Here is an 18,627-nt window from a genome sequence, read left to right as displayed (position 1 = left end):
TCTCACATGGCTAGATCGCTCGGTGATGTGGACGGGTGTGCCCGCCATGGCAGCGGGAACACAGCGCAAGCGCCACCTGCGTTGGCCCCCGCTGCTGGCTTTGTTGGTTGCCAGTGCTGGGTTACTCTGGTGCGTTTTACACCCAGGCCGCAGCTACTGGATTGGCTATTCACTGATCATGGTGGGCTTTTTCGTCGCCATTCTCATGCCAAACTGGGGCCCACTGCGTCGCTTTAGCGAGCGGGCGGACGAATTCGAGCGTCAGCAACGGCGCGACTCTTTCCTAGTTGGATTTGCAACCGTGGCAGTGGCTGCGTTCGCAGGAATATGGCTTACGGTTGGCCTCCTCGCGATGCAGGTGTGGTCGACCCTTGTTGCTCAACAGGAACTTACCGCACTCGCTTTTTACATGATGGCGTTGTTCGGTGCAGTGCCGACGCTGCACGCTAGTTGGCGCACGCGCCCGTTCAACGACGAGGAATAGCGCTGCTTACGACGGCTGACGAACGATACAGACCAGTCGCTTTCCCAACTCATGCGCTGCGTTCACTTAGGACGGCAGCTGCAGGCCTTCCGCTTCCGTGATGAACGAATGACGGAAGTTGGGAAGGGAAGAGGCAGCCTTGAATGACCGGATATGGGTCAAGAGGCATGCTGCCTTTATTAGAAGCGAACGCCTTCACTGCCGCCGACCGGTTTAGGGAGCCATCCTCCCGCGGTCGCGACGTATAGGCGTGCAACGTTGAGGAATTGCCGTGTCCGCGCGACCACAAGGCCGTTGCTGGCGCGCTGGTAGAGGCGTTCAGTCTCCAGCACCTGCAAGATGCCTGAATTGCCAACCTCGAAGCTTCGCCGCGACAGATGGCGCGAGCGCTCGGCAACTGTAACGGACGCCTGCTGGTCGGCGACCGAGCGGGTGTCGTTCTGCATCGCCGAGAGCAGATCGGCAACCTGGTTGAATGCTACCAGCACGGTCTGTTCGTAGCTCGCATGGCTGGCGCGCGCGCGATCCATCGCCGCCGCGCGCTGCGCCTTTAAAGTCCCGCCATGGAAGACCGGCGCGGTCAGGCCTGCGAACAGGTCGTAGCCGCGAAAGGCGTTCTTGACGAGGTCGCCGACCGCCGGCGCGCCCTGCGTCAGCGTCGCGCCAAGCGTGATGTCAGGATAGAGACGTGCAGTGGCGACGCCGATCGCCGCCGTGGCGGCGTGGAGCTGCGCCTCCGCCTGAAGGATGTCGGGGCGGCGGTGGACCAGCGCCGAGGGCAGTGCGACCGGGATCGTCGTCGGCAGCGTCAGTCGGTCGAGCGCGATGTCGGTCGGTGGCAGCGCGTCAGGGGTGGTACCGATCAGGGTCGCGAGCAGGTGCCGTGCCTCCGCCAGTTGCTGGTCGAGCTGCGGCAGGTCGCCGCGGTCGGCAGCATATTGGCTCTGCGCGTTGAGCACCTCGACCAACGTGCCTTCGCCGCCGGTGCGGCGTTTCTGAGTCAGGTCGACGTTGCGCTGGTCATCGGCGAGCAGAGCGCGGGCGGTCGCGATCTGCGCGTTCAGCGCAGCGATGGTCAGCACCTGATTGACCACCTGTCCGGCGATCGACAGGTGCGCCGCCTCGGTCTGGCGCTGCTGCGCCTCGGCCTCTGCCGCGCTCTGCTCGACGCTGCGGCGCAGGCCGCCGAACAGGTCGAGGTCGTAGCTGATGCCACCGCCGACGGTGTAGAGGTTGAATTCCGGATTGCCGCCGGGGGCGAGCGGGTTGTTGCCTGAAAATCCGAATGCGGCGAGGTTGACCTGCTGCTGGTCGGCACGCGCATTGGCGTCGACTTGCGGCAGGCGGCGGCCGGCGACGGCACGAACCTCGTCGCGGCTGGCGGCGAGCGTCGCGTTGCTCGCAGCGAGGCTGCGGTTGTGCGCAATCGCCTGATCGACGAGCCCATCGAGCTGCGGTGAGCCGAAGGCTGTCCACCAGCGCTGCTCCGGCCCGTCACCGAAGGCAACGCGCGGCGGCACCGTCTCGCCCGCGGTCTGGTAGCCGGCCGCGGCTGGGGCCTGCGGCCGCGCGAAGTTCGGGCCGACGGTGCAGCCAGCGAGCGCGGCGGTGAGGAGGAGCGGGAAAGCACGCATCGGATCAGTCCATGTGGATCGTCGGGCCGTCGCCACCACCGGCGCGGGGGCGGCGCATCAGCAGCAGCAACGGGATGACGGCGAGGGTGAGGATGAACAGCAGCCAGAAGGCGTCGACATAGGAGACCATCGCCGCCTGGCGCGTGATCTGCGCGTTGAGCATGGCGACCGACGCCGGCGCGTTGAAGTCGAACGAGGAGGGCAGCAGTGGATTGTCCGGCCGCACGCCTTCGACCAGCCTTGCGTGCACGGTCGCGCCGTTGCGGATCGTCAGCGCCTGCAGCATCGAGATGCCGACTGCCGAGCCGATGTTGCGGGTCAGCGTGAACATCGCCGCGCCCTCGTTGCGGTAGCGCGCGTCGAGCGTCGCGAAGGCGATCGTCGTCAGCGGCACGAACACGAGCCCGGTGCCGATGCCCTGGATGAAGCCCGAGACGATCACCAGCCGCTCGTTCATGCCGAGCGTGAAGCCCGACATGATGTGCAGCGAATAGGCCGCGATGGCGAAGCCGGCGAAGATCAGGATGCGCGCGTCGACCGTCTTGATCAGCCGGCCGACGACAATCATCGAGATCAGCGTGCCGATGCCGCGCGGCGCGGTGACCAGCCCGGTCAGCACCACCGGATAGCCCATCAGCGTCTCCAGCATCGTCGGCAGCAGCGCGAGCACGCCGAACAGCACGGTGCCGAGGAAGAAGCCAAAGATCGATCCGGTCAGGAAGTTGCGGTCCTTGAACATGCCGATGTCGATGAACGGGCGCCGCGCGGTGAGCGTGTGGACGACGAACAGATAGCCGAAGAACAGGCCCAGCGCTGCCTCGAGGCAGATCTCTGTCGAGCTGAACCAATCCTTCGTCTGGCCGCGGTCGAGCATCAGCTGGATCGAGCCGATCGCCAGCGCCAGCATCGCGAAGCCGAACAGGTCTAGCCGCGGCCGTGCTGCGTCTTTGGTCTCGGTAAGGAATCCCGACAAACCGGCAAAGGCGAGCGCGCCGATCGGCAGGTTGATGTAGAAGACCCAGCGCCACGACAAATTGTCGGTCAGCCAGCCGCCGAGCGCCGGGCCGATGATGGGGCCGAGGATCGCGCCCATTCCCCAGACCGCCATCGCCGGTCCGTGGCGTTCGGGTGGGTTGATGTCGAGCAGGATCGCCTGGCTCATCGGCACCAGCGCCGCGCCGAACACCCCCTGCAAAAGGCGGAAGCCGACCAGCTCGCCGAGACTGTTGGCAATGCCGCACAGACCAGACACTGCGGTGAAGCCGACGATCGACCACAACATCAGCCGCTTGCGTCCGAACCGTCCGGCTAGCCAGCCGGTTAGCGGCGTCATGATCGCCGCTGCGACGATATACGAAGTGAGTACCCAGGTGATCTCTTCACCCGAGGCAGAGACGCTGCCTTGAATATGCGGCAGCGCGACGTTGGCGATCGTGCTGTCGAGCGAGTTCATCACCGTCGCCGCCATCACCGCGGCGGTGATGAAGCGCCGCGAAACCGGGTCGGGATAGGCGCCGGTCATCGCGGCGCGGCGTCACCGCCGAATAGATGGCGGCGGTGGCCGGTGTCGACCTTGACCTCGACGCTGAGCCCGGCGTGCAGCGGCACCCCTGGCGGGATGCGGTCGATGCTGAACTCGACCGGCAGGCGCTGGACGACCTTGACCCAATTGCCCGTCGCATTCTCCGCCGGCAGCAGCGCGAAGCTGTTGCCGGTGCCGGGGCTGAAGCTGGTCAGCCGCCCGGTCAGTTCCAGATCGGGGAAGGCGTCGACGTGGAAGGTCGCACGCTGACCAACGCGCATATGGTTGAGCTGGTCTTCCTTGAAATTGCCCTCGACCCACAAGCGCGTGCCGGCGAGCGTGAACACCGGCTTGGCGGCGGTGACGTAGCTGCCGCGCTGCAACTGATCGACCTTGGTGACGATGCCGTCCTGTGCGGCGCGGACCACCGTATAGCCGAGATTGAGGCGGGCGCGTTCCAGCGCCGCCTCGGCGCGCTGCACAGCCGGCTGCGCCGCCGTCGGCGCGTCGACGCTGCCGGTCAGCGTCGCGGCGACGCCGGCATTTTGCTGGACCGAGGTCTGGATCTGCTGGCGCGCGGTCTGCGCGGCAAGTACCGCCTGATCGTACTGATTTTGCGACGAGATACCCTCGGCGAGCAATGACTTCTGTCGCGCCGCCTCACGGCCTGCATAAGCCAGCCGCGCACGGGCGGCAGCAAGGCCGGCTTCACCTTCGCGATAGTTGGCCCGCAGTGACGAAACTTGGGCGCGTGCGTTGGCGAGTTCCGCCGCGGCTTCGTCGACCGCAGCTTCAAAGGGGGCTGGATCGATGCGGAACAGCACATCACCGGTTCGGACGCGCTGGTTGTTGTGGACCATTACCGCGACGACCGGCCCGCTGACGCTGGCGGCGACCGGCACCAGCCCCGCCTGGATATAACCGTTGTCGGTATTCTGATAACGCCCGCCGCTCAGATAGAAGAACAGGCCGACCGCAAGGGCGACAATCGGCGCAGCGAGCAGCAGCGGCAAGCGCAACCGACTGCGCCGCGTCCGTGGCGGATTGGCGGCTTCTACGACGGGGGCGGGATCAGTGATCGGCGGCGCATTTTCCAGCGCGGTTAAATCGGGTCGATTATTGGAGCGGTCGTCCAGGCTCATGATACCTCACGGATCCGGAGACTCACCTCCAATGATCTCGATTAACTTCAGCGCGGGTGGACCTCTTCAGAATTGAAAGCAACCTGATTATGAGGCGCCTTACAGATAAGCTACATTGACCTTTAGTGCCATGCGTACGAAGCGCAGACACAATGGCACAGCGAGGGGTAAAGGCCGATGCCGCGCGACTTCGACGCTTATGAGGAGTACCGATGACCGCTCCCGAAGGTGCCTCGCCAAACGCCGATGCCGGCCAGCGCAGCTTCGCGTCCCAAATCTCATTGATTCAGAGGCAGTTGCGCAAGCGGTTCGACGAGCGCGCGCGCGCGATGGCGCTAGCCGACGGCGAGGCGTTAACACAGGCGCAATGGCGCGCACTCGGCGCGATCTGGCTCCACCCTGGATGGACGCAGAAGGAAATGGCGGAAAAGCTGGAGATTGGGCCTGTGGCGATGGGCCAGACGCTCGATCGGCTGGAGGCGCTACAATGGGTTGAGCGGCGTAGCGATCCCGGCGACCGGCGGGTTAAGCGGCTTTACGCAACCGAGGCGGCCGAACCAATGGTCGCCCGCCTCGGCTTGCTCGCTGGCTGCGAGGATCATTATGCCAGCGTAAGTCTGCCGCCAGAGAAGATGCAATTATTGACAGCGTTGCTTGACGAGGTAATTGAAGCTCTCAACCCAATCTCATAATACCATTTGAATAATAGTCCGCTTCTGGCTGGTAGCCCGAAGTCAATATGAACGAATGTCAGAAAGCGGGATGCGGGCAGGAGGGCCAGAATGACCGGTTCTGGGTCCTGACGGCCGTCCCGATCAACGTTTGCGGTTCGCTGTGCGTTCGACCGAAGCGGCCGATGGCGACCGATCAAAGCCGCAAGACCACCGGTGCTCAGACGTCGACTCCCTCGCGCCCGCGCCCCGCGGCAAGGTCTCAAGGTGACGGGCAGCCACTTGCGGGGCATAAGCGCGAACAATGGATGACGTAGCCAGTGACCGAACCGATCAGTCAACCGGACTGACCCGCCTTGCGCTGTACCGCTGGTGGCGCCGATCGGTGGTGGGGCAGGTCGATCATGCGGCCGTGATCGCGCGGATCGTGGACGAAAGCGGCTGGTCGCCGCGCTATGCGTTCATGACGATGATGTCGGCAGGGATCGCGGTTCTCGGGCTGCTGCTGTCGTCGCCGGCGGTGGTGATCGGCGCGATGCTGATCTCGCCGCTGATGAACCCGATCCTTGGCTTCGGCTTCAGCCTCGCGCTGTTCGATTTCCGCGAGCTGCGTCGATCGCTTAAGGCGCTGGCGTTGGGGGCGATCGCGGCGGTGGTGTTCACTGCGTTGATCGTCACCGTCTCGCCGCTGCAGGCACCGACCGCGGAGATCGTCGCGCGGACCAGGCCCAATCTGTTCGATCTGGCGGTCGCTCTGTTTGCCGCCCTCGCCGGCAGTTTCGCGATCATCCGCGGGCGCGGCGAGACCATCGTTGGGGTCGCGATCGCCACCGCCTTGATGCCGCCGCTCGCCGTTGTCGGCTATGGCATCGCCACCCGCAACGTCCCCGTGGGAGCAGGAGCATTCGCCCTGTTTGTCACCAATTTCATCACGATCGCCCTGTCGGCGACCGCGATGGCGCGGATCTACGGGTTTGGTCACCATCTCTCGCGACGGCAGGGCTTGATGCAGACCATCGTCTTGTTCCTGGTCTTCGTTGTGATGGCGGTTCCGTTGGGGATATCGCTGAACAGTATCGGTCGCGAAGCGGTCGCCGTGTCGCAGGCGCGCTCACTCCTGACCGACAGGTTCGGCGAAGAGGCGCGCGTTACGCAGCTCGATCTTGACTTCGCCGCCGATCCGCTGGTCGTCCGCGCCGTCGTCATCACCCCGCGGGGCAAGATGCAGAAGACGCCGATCATCCAGACCGCGCTGACCGAGACGCTGGGCCGCCCCATCCGGCTGGATCTCGACCAGATCCTGCTCGAGCCGGGGGCGGGCGCGCTGGAGGCGCAGCGTGAGGAACTTCGTCAGGCCGGCGAGGCTCCGAGCCCCGACGCCCAGCGCATGACGTCGCTGGCGAAGATGATCGCATTGGTGACGGGTGTGTCTGCCGATGATGTCACGATCGATCGCGATCATCGCCGTGCGACCGCGGCGGCCGCAGCGTTACCGGGCGCGACAATTTCGACCTATCGGACGCTGGAGGCGCGTGCCGAGGCGGAAACGGAAGGCTGGTCGGTGGTCATCGTCCCGCCGCAAGGCCCATTGCCCGAGGTCGCCTTTGCCGACAACGTCGATACACTCGACGCGGGGGCGCAAGCGGCCGTCGCGACGTCGATTTGGGCGGCACGGCGCTGGAATATGCCGTTGCTGGGCGTGCCGGGCCTACCGCAAGGCAACGTCCCGGCGTCACCGAACCTTGCACAGCGCAGGGCGCTGGCGATCGCCGCGGTCATGCGCGGCCGGGGTCTTACGCCCGTCCCGGCACCGCCAGCCGGCCAGCGCTTCGCGCTGGTCACCGGCGTGACGGCGCCCGCGCCGTGATCGGCGGACTGGCGCTCACGCCTTTCGATGCCGCCGCGATCCTGATCGTGCTGGCGGCGGCGCTAGGCTATCTCAATTTCCGGTTCCTCAAATTGCCGTCGTCGATCGGGCTCACCATCATGGGCGCGATCGCGTCGCTGATCGTCGTCGGCCTCGATCGCGTCTTCCCCGGCGCAGGGCTTGGACACGACGTCGTGCAGTTCATCGCCGGGATCGACTTCCAGACGACTCTGATGGACGGGATGCTTTCGTTCCTGCTGTTCGCCGGCGCGCTTCACGTCGACTGGAAGGAGATGACCCGCGGCCGCTGGCCGATCCTCGTGCTCAGCACCGTCGGCGTCGTCCTGTCGACCTTGCTGGTCGGTAGTGGCTTCCTGCTTCTTTCCCGCATTGTCGGTTTCGAACTGCCGGCAATCTGGTGCTTCGTCTTCGGCGCGTTGATCAGTCCCACCGATCCCGTGTCGGTGATGAGCGTCTTGAAACGGGCGGATGTTTCTCCGGCGCTGGAGGCGACGGTGGCGGGCGAGAGCCTGTTCAACGACGGGGTCGGAGTCGTCGTCTTCGCGATCCTGCTGGCATCCGCCGTATCGGGCGCGCCGTTTTCGATCGTCCACGCCGCGGAGCTGTTCGCCGTCGAGGCGGGGGGCGGGATCCTGCTCGGGCTTGCGATCGGCTGGGTGGCGTTCCGCGCGATGCGATCGATCGACGACTACAAGGTCGAAGTGATGATCAGCCTCGCCGTCGTGATGGGCGGCTATGCGATCGCTCGCCCGCTTCACGCCAGCGGCCCCGTAGCCATGGCAGTCGCCGGCCTCATCATCGGCAACGCCGGCGTCGCGCACGCGATGAGCGACATGACGCGCGATTATCTTCACAAGTTTTGGGACCTCATCGACGACATCCTCAACACCGTGCTGTTCCTGCTGATCGGGCTGGAGGTGGTGACGATTCCCGGTGATCTGCGCCTGCTGGTGCTCGGGGCCGCAGCGATACCGCTCGCGCTCGCCGCCCGCTCGCTGTCCGTCATCCTGCCCCTGCGAGTCATCCGGCCGACGCATCGCTACGGCCTCGTTGCGCCGGTGACGCTGATCTGGGGCGGCCTGCGTGGCGGTATCTCGATTGCGTTGGCGCTCGGGCTTCCCGACGGTCCCGCACGCTCGGTCATCCTGGCGGCGACCTATGTCGTCGTCCTCTTCGCTGTCATCGTTCAGGGTGGCACCATCAAGCGCGTCCTCGAACGCCTGACAGCCAGGGAAACGACCCGATGAGGGCACGCATTCTCCGTTTCGCCAACCAGCTGCACGAGAGTTATTGGTTCGTCCCCACGATCATGGCGGTCGCAGCGTTGTTACTCGCCGCGGGCATGGTCTGGCTCGACAGCCATCATGCCACCGGCTGGATGGACCGGTTGCCTTGGCTCTACGCCGCGCGTCCCGAGGGGGCGCGCAGCCTGTTGTCGTCGATCGGCGGATCGATGATCGGGGTTGCGGGTACGACCTTCTCGGTGACGATCGCCGCAGTCGTCTATGCCTCGGGGCAATATGGGCCGCGACTGCTGAGCAATTTCATGTCCGATCGCGGCAATCAGGTGACGCTCGGCACCTTCATCGCGACCTTCCTCTACTCGCTCATTGTAGTGCGAACGATCCGCTCGCCCGGCGAAACCGCCGGTGAACCAGCGTTCGTGCCGCAGCTCGCGGTGCTGGTCGGCGTCCTGCTCGTCCTTTGCTCGATCGCGGTGCTGATCTACTTCATCCACCACGTTCCCAGCCGTATCCACATCAACAGCGTGATCGAACGCATCGGCGATCGGCTCATCGACGAGATCGACCAGCGCTTTCCGGTGTTCGTCGGCAATCCGCTCGACGAAGGTGAGGACGACCACCGCATCCCCGACGCATTCCGCCCCGACGCAGACGCCGCTGCGGTTGAGCGCCGGGCTATCATTCGGGCCAAGCGTACCGGCTATATCCAGCTGATCGACGACGAGGCGCTGCTCGAGACTGCCCGCGAAAGCGGGCTGATACTGCGACTGCAATACCAACCCGGTGATTTCGCGCATCGCGGCAGCGTTCTTGTCGAGGCGTGGCCTGACGAGGCGCTCGACGGGGACGTACGGACCGTCCTGCGTACTGCCTTTGCGATCGGGTCGCGGCGCACGGGCATGCAGGACCTGCGCTTCCTGATCGACGAACTGGTCGAGATCGCCGCGCGCGCGCTGTCTCCCGGCGTCAACGACCCGTTCACTGCCAATTCCTGCCTCGACTGGCTGGGCGCCGCGCTGTCCGATCTCGCACGGCGCGACCTACCGTCGCGGCTGCGCGCCGACGAGGACGGCCAGTTAAGGGTGATCGCGCATCCGCTGACCTTTGCCGGGTTCATCGACCGGGGGTTCGGGGCGCTGGCACAATATGCGTCCGCCGATATGATCGCAGGAAAACGCTTCTTGGCCGCGCTGGGAGACGTGGCGCTCAGTTGCGACGCACCGGCGCGGATCGCGGTCCTTGCCGCGCAGGCTAGAGCATTTCGCGATCTGGCCGATGGCGCGCTGAGGGGTGCGAACCATGCTGCCGTCCTCGAACGCGCGGACGAATTGCTGCGTGCGCTCGCTCAATCCGATTACAAACGTCGGCTCCGCGATGGGCGGGCTTGGCTAGGAGGCACCGCATGATCGTCGCCATCGCACTCGTCGTCGCGCTGATCGTCACCCTGACGCTGACGTTAGGCAAATTCTCGCGGAGCGACGGATGGCGTGCGACCATTACCCCGCTCGCCTCGATCATCGGCTCGGGTTTCCTGATCTGCGGCCCGTTGCTCGCCCGCGAGTTCGGCAGTGCCGCGATTTTGGCGATGGCGACGCTGTTGGCGATCGCCTACGCCGCGGGGTGGGTGATCCGGTTCAATATCGTCCATGTCGAAGATCATCTGGCGCAGGCACCGTTCAACGATCCGATTGCTTGGACGGCGCGGGTCACGCAAGGGGTGCTCGCGCTCGCCTACGCCGTCTCGGTCGCCTATTATCTGAAGCTGCTCGCCGAGTTTTCACTCAAGCCGGCGGCGATCGATCCCGCATGGCAGACGATCGCCGCCAACGGCATCGTCACCGTCATCATCGTCCTCATGACCCTGCTGGCGCTGGGCGGCAGCCTGCGACGGGTCGAGCATCTCGCGCACGGCACGGTGTCGATCAAGATCGGGATCATCGCTGGCCTCCTCGTCGCGCTGGGGATCGCCTGGGCGTCGAACGGTATCGCGGACCCGTTGCCGCCCGCGCGCTTGTCGTGGGCGAGCCTTCCGATGCTGCTCGGACTCATCATCACGGTCCAGGGATTCGAGACGTCGCGCTATCTTGGGCACGACTATCCCGCGGAAATGCGAATCCGGACGATGCGGCATGCGCAATGGATCGCCTCGGCGATCTACCTTGCCTTCATCGCGTTGCTCACCCCGTTCCTGTCGCGCGCAGCGGCGACGGAAGGCGTCGCCGGGATCCTCGACATCATGGAGCTGATCGCGCCCGCGATGGGCATCTTCGTCCTCATCGGCGCGGTGTCGAGCCAGTTGAGCGCGGCCGTCGCGGACTCGATCGGCTCGGGCGGACTGGTCAACGAGGTCTCACGCCGAAAAATCAGTGTGCCGATCGCATTCACGCTCGCCGGGGCGCTCGCGATCCTCGTCGTCTGGCTGACCGATCCGTTCGAGGTCGTCGCGCTCTCCTCACGCGCGTTCGCGCTGTTCTACGCCATGCAATGTGCGCTCGCATTGCTCGTCTCGATCAAATCGGGGGCAGGGAGCGTCCCTCAGCGGATCGGTTTCGTCACGATCGGCCTGATCTGTCTCGTCGCGGTGTTCGTTGGTGCGCCGGCGGAAGGTTGAGTGTTCCCCTCCCCATTTCCTGCCGCGCATATGCCATAGTCCGGGAGCGGGTGACCCACGATTTTCGAAATTAAGGAATGGCAGAAGCCGGGAGGGGACATAACAGTCTGAGTGACTGGTTTGGGTCAGCGCCGCCGCGAAGCTGCCGGCGGCTCACGACCGAATCACGACCGAATCACGACCTTGAACAGCAGGGGTCTGAACGACCGGTCGTGCAGTAATCGGCCATTCGCCTGACGCACACCTGCCAGTCGGAAATGCGCCGCTACTTGCGACGTTGCATGTTGGGTCTGATCCCGGGCCGGAAATCTGTTGATGCTCAAGGGCCCGCCGAGGGCTTCGACTGCCAGCACGCCCCGTCAAGGCGCGGCCGCCGTTCTCTCCTCCGACGGCTCAGATGAACGCGACTGAGCTGGAGAGCGGCGATAATCCTATCGTATAAGGGGATTCGGGTAGTCTCCGTCCTGGCGTAGGGCGACTGCTCGCGCCCACCGGCGATCATTCAACAGGCAAGTGGCATATCAAGATGGACGAATCACCTTCTTGAAGCCAGGGCGAGCTAAAGCTAATATGTCCTTAGGAAGGGTGTCGCGGGTTAACCCCGGTGGGTGGTCGGCGACGGTAAGCGGATCAGTGCACATGAAAATCAAATTGAACAGTCTGGTCCGCGCGAGCCTCTGATGGGAGCGCGAAAAACGAGTCATGTGGCGCTGGATGCCAGGTGTGACGAGGCGGCGATTGCGCATCTGGTCTTTGCAGCACTGATGAATGAAGCTGCCAGTCTTGCCGAGAACTTTGAGCAAGCGGTTGAACAGCGATGAATGCCGATGAAGCCAAGCGTCGGCATACAGACATCTTCCTTGCGGGATTTCGATCCCATCTCACCGCAACAGGATTGTTGCAGCTTGTCAGGGAGTTGCGAGCGACAGGAGCACTCGATCAAGCTGCGGTAGACCGCATTAAGGAGGCAGTCGTCAGCGAAGCGATGGTAAATCGGCCGCCGGGCATGGCTGAGGATGAGGTCCGGAAGAGTATGCAAGCGCGGCTAGACAGACTGCTGAATGGCGGTTCGCAATAGCCTAAACTGTCCGGCTCGCTCGGACAGAGGCAGTCATGACGGCACGATAGCGATCTATGCGCGATTCCGCCGATTGGTCGGACCGCTCACCATCAGATCGCAACATTCTTCGGTAGTAATTAGGGGTGGCAGGCTGCTGCCGTGCGAAGATGAACGGGCGTTTGAAGTTGGAGAGGGGGAAGATGGGTTGAATGTCCGGCCGTGTCGTAGACCGGCGGCTTGCCATGACTATTGGGGAGGTGCGGCCGCAGCCGCGCTGCTGCCATTCGCGAGACAGTACAGGGCGCTTATTGCGGTCTTCTTGTAAGGCTCAAATTGGATTACCACCTTTGCCTCAAAGGGGCTGGAAAATACCAACCGGCAGAAATTCAAGCTTCGCCGAATATCTCGCGTTGAGCTTTGTCAAGTTCCTCTGCGTAGCGTCGTCGCACGTAAGACTCCGACAAGACGCCGAGTACGTCACCATTACTGGCCACGATGGCCATTTCATCTGCACCCGCTGCATCAAACGTGGCCATGATAGCCTTGATGTCAGCGTCAGGCGACAGCACTTCCTCTCGCTGAATTGTGAGCGTGCCCACCGGGTCGCTCGACGTAATGCCTTCGGCAAATGCGCTGGCGGTCTGAACGATGCCGGCATAGCGATCCAGCTCATCAACCACGACGACGCGGCTGGTAGAACCCAAGGGAAAAAGGCGGCGGAACTCTGCAATGGTGATCCGGGCTGGTGTAGCGCGCTCCACCTTTCGCATCATCCGTCCCGCGGTCAGCATGCGAACCCAGCCGACATCGCGCGCGCTTTTAATTGTCTCGCCACGCAGATGAAGCCGCCACGTCGAGAACGAATAGCCGAACGTCTCACGGACAATCGTCGATGACACGAGTGACGCGGCGATCGTCGCTCCGGCAAGCGAAAAATCGTGGGTCGCCTCCAGTACCAGCATCGCCATCGTCATCGGACCGCCCACAACCGCTACCGCCAGTGCCGCCATTCCCACCAGCGCGGCATTCTCGGGATCAACCAGCGGTTGCCCTGCGATCCAACCCAGTGCGCCGGCATAGAGCTGCCCGAGCAAGCTGCCCAGAAACAGGGAGGCGAAGAACAGGCCTCCGCGGAAACCGAAGCCGAGCGAAATGATCGATGCGGCGCTTTTCATGATGAAGATGGCAGCCAGGATCGTCAGAGGCACGCCATATTCGAGGTCGATGTGCAGCGCACCGTGTCCTGACGAAAGCACTTGGGGGGTCAGCCAGGCGAGTGGGATCAGCAGCATGCCCCCTACAATCGGTCGCCAGGACGAGCGGACCGGCAGGCGGCGGGTCTGTGCCTCGATCGCGGCGACTGCGCGCATCAGGACAATGCCGACGGCTGCGGCAAGGGCGCCAAGACCAGCATAGATAAGGTAATGGTGCGTCTGTACCTGCTCGCCGACCGCTGCGTTGACCAAGTACGGCTGCGCTCCAAACGCCTGGGCAACGAGGACGCCCGACAGCGAAGCAGCGGCAACAGGGGCAATCGCAGCGGGCGTGTAAGCACCGATGACGATCTCAAAGGCGTAGAAGGCACCCGCCAGCGGCGCGCCGAATGCGCTCGCGATCGCAGCACCGGTGCCCGCGCCGACGAGGATTCGCAGGTCGGCGCGTCGCAGCCTGAACCAACCGCCGGTAATCGATGCAACGACCCCGCCGAGTTGAGCATAAGCCGCTTCCAGACCAACCGATGCACCAAAACCATTGGAGATGATCGTCTGGCCGGAGATGACGAGGCTGTCGCTCCACGACATACGGCCGCCGTGCAACGCATTGGCTTCGACCGCATCGACCATGTGTCGCGCACGCGCTTTCACGACCGTCGAGAAGCATGCCAGCATGACACCACCGGTTGGTAAGGCGAGAAGCGCCAGCAAGGGGATCGCCGTTGTCGCGCTCAGCCGCTGGCCGCCCGGCAGCGCGAACAGCAGATGCTGTATTGTTCGTGCGACTGCGCCTTGCACCACAGTCAGCAACCCGGCAGCACCGCCGATAGCAACCGCCAGCAGGATCAGGACCGCTTCACTCGCGCGCAGCCGCTGACGCACCCAGGACGTTGCCGAGCGTATCGCCGTAACGTTCAGGGTCATTCTCCCGTTAGCCAACGAATGGGAACGCGCCTCACTCGGAATCTCGCATGAGCGCGACGAACACGACCAGCGCAATAGCGGCGCTAAATATCCAGAGAACGACCGAGCCGGTCCATGTCTTCGCCCATCCGGCACCGGTCACGCTGACCAGCAGCGCTACGATGAGGAACGGCGCGACAAGCGGGGATTGGGGAAAGCGCATGGCATCGGTTAAACCGGAGTTTTGGTCCCGGCTATATCGATCTCGGTCGGACCAACCCCGCAGCAAGCGCATCGGCGGTCACCATTGCGGCAAGCCGGGTGTGATGCGCGTCGAAGTCACGGCCCTTTGGTTTCGCCAGCGGAATAGGTGACTAAAAGATCAGAAAAGGGAAGCCTCATTGTCATTTTTGTTGCCGTGTCGTCGCGTTGGTGTCGTTGCCAGTCTGTCTGTTATTGCTGCGTGCGTTCCTACCGGGCGGCAACCTGGATCACCTTCGTCCGTGCCGATCACGGTACAGACAACCATGCCCGCAAGAGTGCCGCCAAAGCCCGTGCCAACGCGCCCCCAGCCATCGGCCGACCTGCTCAACGCGGTCCAGGCACTGGGTACGGGTTTCAAAGGTGACGTCGGAATCAGTGTGCGCGACATCGACGAGGGCTGGGCCGTTGCCTGGGAAGGAGACAATCCTCGGCCTCAGCAGAGCGTGAGCAAGTTCTGGGTTGCGATCGCGGTCATGGACGCAGTGGATCGGGGCCGCTTGTCGCTGAACGGTGCGGTGACGGTCACACGATCCGACCTCACCCTCTTCCATCAGCCGATCCGTGCGCTGGTTGGCAAGCACGGTTACAGGACGACGATCGGCGAGTTGCTGCGTGGGGCAATGACCCGCAGCGACAACACCTGCAACGACGTGCTTCTGTGGCGTGTCGGTGGCCCTGCCGCGATCAACCGCATGTTGAGTGAGAAGGGGATCGCTGGGGTCAGGTTTGGTCCTGGGGAGCGGCAATTGCAGGCACGTACTGCCGGACTGGAATGGCGCTCGGAATGGGCCGGAGGTTGGGGATTCTTGTTAGCCCGTGCAGCCCTGACCTACGACGCGCGCGATAAGGCACTGCGCCGCTACCTCGCCGATCCGCTCGACGGTGCCTCGGCAAATGGCGTCACACTCGGCTTGTCTCTGCTCGCACAGGGCAAGCTCCTGAGCGCGCGCTCTACCACTTCGCTGCTGACGTTGATGCGATCCAGCAAGACCGGTCCACTTCGCCTTAAGTCCGGCCTGCGGACTGGTTGGACGCTCGCGCACAAGACCGGAACGGGTCAGGATCTCGGCACCCTTTCGACGGGCTATAACGACGTCGGTTTGCTCGTCGCCCCTGACGGGCATCGGTATGCGGTCGCCGTGATGATCGCCAGCACGCGTCAGCCCATCCCGGCGCGGATGCGGCTGATGGGAGACGTCACACGGGCCATTGTCGCTGCGGCAGGTCGGTAGTCATCCGAACCGGCAGCAGGCTCACGTCGGCCCGGCGGATCACCTACCGATCCGCGGTTCCCGCGCTGGCGACATTCCACGTTGCCAGCGTATTGCCCGTCAGGGGATTATCGACCGCCACCTCGTCCATCGTGACGGCAACTATGCAGATCGGGCGCTGTTCGGCTCCGGCAGGTTGGCGGCAGGATATTGGGCCGTGCCCGGGTATATTGGCGATCCTGCCGGTGATATGCGCTTGGAAGCCTTGTTCGGCCTGAACCCCGTCTGGTGTCATCCGGACGACCGCTTCATACGGTTTGCCGTCGCGTCGGCTCTGTCGCGCGCCATCCCCATCGAAAAACTGCGCGATCGCCAATGTCTGCCCCGGGAGCGTCACGGCGTCCGTTCCGCCCGGCGCGGCGGTGTCCGGCGTCGTCGGGCATGCCTCGCTGCCAGTCCATGGGCGCGATATCCAGAAACCTTCCGCCACGTCACTTGCCGCTGGCTGGTCGGGAACGTCCAGAATGTCGGCGTTCGCCCAGACGACTGGCGCGACGTGCACGCGGAGCGCCTTAGTCCCGGCATCATAGCGCCAGCGCATGGCGATATCGCCTCCCTCTTCTGAAGGTCCCCGACACCCGAACGGCAGCCGCAGTTCGAAGCGTTGCCCGGCTGCGTCGGCAACCGCCTTTGGGATTGCCTGGCCCGATGCAACCGCATCTGCAGCCTGTGCCGCTAGTGCGATCAGATCGGCACGGGTCTTCACGATATTACCTGTCGTAGGAGACAAAGCCTGCGTCTCCGCAACGGCGGGGGCAATCTCTATTGGGGCGACGACAGGCTCCACGCTGCGCGGTGACGTTACGCGACCAATATAAAATCCGGCTCCGCCTATAGCAAAGGCAGCCGCGATACCGCCGGCCAGGGCAAAACGACTGCTTCGGACGCTCGGCTCATTCATCCCGCATTGATAGCAAAACCAGCCGAATTCGCATACCCGGTGGCCATGGCTACGACTAACATCGCAAGTGCCCGGGTCCGCTGCCGCCGTCTCCTCGCTACGTCGAGACACAATTGAACCTCGACCAGATCCTCACCCTGGGTGTTCTGGTCGCGGTCGTCGCGGCGCTGATCTGGGACAAGGTCCGTTCGGACGTCATTGCGCTTAGCGGTGCGGCCGTGTTGCTTATGACCGGCGTCGTCCGACCGATCGACGTGCAGGGCGCCTTCGCGAGCCCCGCGATCATCGCGCTCGCCTCGTTATTCGTGATCGCCTACGCGCTCGAACTGTCGGGGCTGCTGGATCGCGCTATCGAAGCTGCAGTGAGGATGTGCAAGCGACTGGGCTCTGCAGGCATCTGGTTGATGCTCGGCGCGATCGGCGTCGTCTCATGCTTTCTCAATAGTACGCCGATCGTCGTACTGGGAGCTCCGGTGGTGCGCGACGTGGCAACTGCGCTGAAATTGCCACCCAAACGCTATTTGATGCCGTTGTCCTACATCACGGTTCTAACCGGCTGCTGCACGCTGATCGGCACATCGACCAACCTGCTCGTCGATGACATGGCGCGCGTAGCGGGGCAGCCGCGCTTCGGCATGTTCGAGATCACGCCGGTCGGGCTACCGATGGCGTTGGCGGGCGGCATCTATTTGTTCCTGTTTAGCGGCCGGCTAATGCGCGCGAGTATCGCCGATACCTCGCCGGTTTCCGATACGCGGGACATCGAGGTGCCGAGCGGGCAGATTGGGGATCCGATGCTCTTCGAGGAGCATCGTCCGTTCCAACCGGTAAAGGCGGCGATCGCCTTTGGGATCTTCGTCATGGCGATCGCGATCGCGGCAACGGGCTTCGCGCCGATCGCCGCGTCCGCGTTTGCCGGCGCGGTTCTGCTGATCCTGCTGCGCGTCATCAGCGCCGACGAGGCCTATGGCGGCCTGCGTCCGCAAATCCTGATCCTGATCGCCGGGATGGTAGTAATAGGTATCGCGATGGAGCAAAGCGGCCTTGCTGCCCAGGCAACAGGCGCGCTGGTTGGATCAATGCAGGAGTTCGGCCCGCTGACCGCGCTGATCGTTCTCTATGGCATTACCATGGTGCTGACCGAGCTGCTGTCGAACGCCACGGTCGCCGTGCTGGTTACGCCGATAGCGGTAGCCCTTGCGGAAAGCCTCGGGGTTAGTCCGCGGCCATTCCTCGTCGCGGTGATGATGGCAGGCAGTGCGGCATTCGCGACGCCGTTCGGCTATCAGACCAACGTCATCGTCTACCAGATGGGCGGTTATCGCTACATGGACTTCGTTAAGGTCGGCTTGCCGCTCAATCTCATCACCTATGCCGTCGCAATCTTGGCAATCCGCACGTTCTTTCCCTTCTAAGCCAAACCGATCTTTGCTTGGTCCGCGCTTATGCCGAGCCTAATCGATAAAGATGCGCACAGTCATAATCCTGGTTTGAGCCTAGCCAAACTGTTTGTGGTCGTAACCGCCTCAGTCTTAACGAGTTCAGCGAATAGCAGATCAATTCTGAAATTGTTCGCGTCCAGATCCTTGCCGGGGTGGTGCTGACGGCCGGAGTCTCGCTCTGGCGGATCGATGAGTGGCGGATTTCGCGAGCAGGCAGTCTGTTCATATGAACGACCGGAAGGTTTCGGGCGGCGGGAAGGTGGGCGTGAACGGCCGAGATTGGGTCGCTGTAGCCTTGAGGAGATCAAACGTCTCGACCGCTGAGGTCAGTTCCTGGTGCCACGGCTAGGAAACAACCCGTCATGGACGGCTCCGG

General features: G+C 63.7%; 15 protein-coding genes. 9 read left to right on the top strand and 6 right to left on the bottom strand.

Going from position 1 to position 18,627, the window contains the following annotated elements; genetic code table 11:
* Positions 1-484 (top strand): hypothetical protein (locus tag ACLBWH_RS18360; RefSeq protein WP_447800336.1); only part of this gene is annotated, 484 nt, incomplete at its 5' end.
* A gap of 179 nt (positions 485-663) precedes the next feature.
* Here ACLBWH_RS18360 and ACLBWH_RS18355 read toward each other — a convergent pair.
* From ACLBWH_RS18355 to ACLBWH_RS18345, 3 genes are read right to left on the bottom strand one after another with little or no spacing between them, the layout of a single operon-like run.
* Entirely contained in the window at positions 664-2,118 is a 1,455-nt protein-coding gene (locus ACLBWH_RS18355) for an efflux transporter outer membrane subunit (protein WP_447800334.1), read from the bottom strand.
* A 4-nt stretch (positions 2,119-2,122) separates the two neighbouring features.
* Entirely contained in the window at positions 2,123-3,640 is a 1,518-nt protein-coding gene (locus ACLBWH_RS18350) for a DHA2 family efflux MFS transporter permease subunit (RefSeq protein WP_447800333.1), read from the bottom strand.
* Entirely contained in the window at positions 3,637-4,782 is a 1,146-nt protein-coding gene (locus ACLBWH_RS18345; protein ID WP_447800331.1) for an HlyD family secretion protein, read from the bottom strand. Before ACLBWH_RS18345 ends, ACLBWH_RS18350 begins: the two co-directional genes overlap by 4 nt.
* 212 nt (positions 4,783-4,994) lie before the next feature.
* Between ACLBWH_RS18345 and ACLBWH_RS18340 the strand changes: the two genes are divergently transcribed.
* The 6 genes from ACLBWH_RS18340 (at position 4,995) to ACLBWH_RS18315 (ending at position 12,017) form a co-directional block, all read left to right on the top strand.
* Entirely contained in the window at positions 4,995-5,474 is a 480-nt protein-coding gene (locus tag ACLBWH_RS18340; protein ID WP_322851023.1) for a MarR family winged helix-turn-helix transcriptional regulator, read from the top strand.
* A 283-nt stretch (positions 5,475-5,757) separates the two neighbouring features.
* A complete protein-coding gene (locus tag ACLBWH_RS18335; RefSeq protein ID WP_447800329.1) occupies positions 5,758-7,320 on the top strand; it encodes a DUF389 domain-containing protein in 1,563 nt (520 codons plus the stop codon).
* Positions 7,317-8,588 carry a cation:proton antiporter gene (locus ACLBWH_RS18330; RefSeq protein ID WP_447800328.1) on the top strand — a complete coding sequence of 424 codons (1,272 nt, stop codon included), beginning with the start codon at positions 7,317-7,319 and terminating at the stop codon, positions 8,586-8,588. Before ACLBWH_RS18335 ends, ACLBWH_RS18330 begins: the two co-directional genes overlap by 4 nt.
* A complete protein-coding gene (locus tag ACLBWH_RS18325) occupies positions 8,585-9,991 on the top strand; it encodes a DUF2254 domain-containing protein (RefSeq protein WP_447800327.1) in 1,407 nt (468 codons plus the stop codon). Before ACLBWH_RS18330 ends, ACLBWH_RS18325 begins: the two co-directional genes overlap by 4 nt.
* A complete protein-coding gene (locus ACLBWH_RS18320; RefSeq protein WP_447800326.1) occupies positions 9,988-11,196 on the top strand; it encodes a hypothetical protein in 1,209 nt (402 codons plus the stop codon). Before ACLBWH_RS18325 ends, ACLBWH_RS18320 begins: the two co-directional genes overlap by 4 nt.
* A gap of 608 nt (positions 11,197-11,804) precedes the next feature.
* A complete protein-coding gene (locus ACLBWH_RS18315; RefSeq protein WP_447800324.1) occupies positions 11,805-12,017 on the top strand; it encodes a hypothetical protein in 213 nt (70 codons plus the stop codon).
* A 625-nt stretch (positions 12,018-12,642) separates the two neighbouring features.
* Here the strand turns inward: ACLBWH_RS18315 and ACLBWH_RS18310 are convergent.
* Positions 12,643-14,394, bottom strand: coding sequence for a chloride channel protein (locus tag ACLBWH_RS18310; RefSeq protein WP_447800322.1), 1,752 nt, complete (start codon positions 14,392-14,394; stop codon positions 12,643-12,645).
* Between the two features lie 31 nt (positions 14,395-14,425).
* On the bottom strand, positions 14,426-14,668 hold the full coding sequence (locus ACLBWH_RS18305) for a hypothetical protein (protein ID WP_447800321.1): 243 nt from the start codon (positions 14,666-14,668) through the stop codon (positions 14,426-14,428).
* Positions 14,669-14,900: 232 nt separating this feature from the next.
* Here ACLBWH_RS18305 and ACLBWH_RS18300 point away from each other — a divergent pair, with 232 nt between their 5' ends.
* Positions 14,901-15,869, top strand: coding sequence for a serine hydrolase (locus tag ACLBWH_RS18300; RefSeq protein ID WP_447800337.1), 969 nt, complete (start codon positions 14,901-14,903; stop codon positions 15,867-15,869).
* 43 nt (positions 15,870-15,912) lie between these two features.
* Here ACLBWH_RS18300 and ACLBWH_RS18295 read toward each other — a convergent pair whose 3' ends face one another.
* On the bottom strand, positions 15,913-16,614 hold the full coding sequence (locus ACLBWH_RS18295; protein ID WP_447800319.1) for a hypothetical protein: 702 nt from the start codon (positions 16,612-16,614) through the stop codon (positions 15,913-15,915).
* A 308-nt stretch (positions 16,615-16,922) separates the two neighbouring features.
* On the opposite strand from ACLBWH_RS18295, the gene ACLBWH_RS18290 reads away from it, so the two are divergent.
* On the top strand, positions 16,923-18,224 hold the full coding sequence (locus ACLBWH_RS18290) for an SLC13 family permease (RefSeq protein ID WP_447800317.1): 1,302 nt from the start codon (positions 16,923-16,925) through the stop codon (positions 18,222-18,224).
* Positions 18,225-18,627: the final 403 nt, after the last annotated feature.

It is taken from the genome of Sphingomonas sp. M6A6_1c (assembly GCF_053345135.1).
Note: the sequence above shows the minus strand (reverse complement) of the source record. Positions and strands in the feature narration are given on the sequence as shown.

Bases quoted from the DNA above. Each gene is read 5' to 3' on its own strand.
- ACLBWH_RS18335 (WP_447800329.1), top strand. From the start codon at position 5,758: ATGGATGACGTAGCCAGTGACCGAACCGATCAGTCAACCGGACTGACC.
- ACLBWH_RS18320 (WP_447800326.1), top strand. From the start codon at position 9,988: ATGATCGTCGCCATCGCACTCGTCGTCGCGCTGATCGTCACCCTGACG.
- ACLBWH_RS18340 (WP_322851023.1), top strand. From the start codon at position 4,995: ATGACCGCTCCCGAAGGTGCCTCGCCAAACGCCGATGCCGGCCAGCGC.
- ACLBWH_RS18345 (WP_447800331.1), bottom strand. From the start codon at position 4,782: ATGAGCCTGGACGACCGCTCCAATAATCGACCCGATTTAACCGCGCTG.
- ACLBWH_RS18350 (WP_447800333.1), bottom strand. From the start codon at position 3,640: ATGACCGGCGCCTATCCCGACCCGGTTTCGCGGCGCTTCATCACCGCC.
- ACLBWH_RS18300 (WP_447800337.1), top strand. From the start codon at position 14,901: ATGCCCGCAAGAGTGCCGCCAAAGCCCGTGCCAACGCGCCCCCAGCCA.
- ACLBWH_RS18310 (WP_447800322.1), bottom strand. From the start codon at position 14,394: ATGACCCTGAACGTTACGGCGATACGCTCGGCAACGTCCTGGGTGCGT.
- ACLBWH_RS18305 (WP_447800321.1), bottom strand. From the start codon at position 14,668: ATGCGCTTGCTGCGGGGTTGGTCCGACCGAGATCGATATAGCCGGGAC.
- ACLBWH_RS18355 (WP_447800334.1), bottom strand. From the start codon at position 2,118: ATGCGTGCTTTCCCGCTCCTCCTCACCGCCGCGCTCGCTGGCTGCACC.
- ACLBWH_RS18325 (WP_447800327.1), top strand. From the start codon at position 8,585: ATGAGGGCACGCATTCTCCGTTTCGCCAACCAGCTGCACGAGAGTTAT.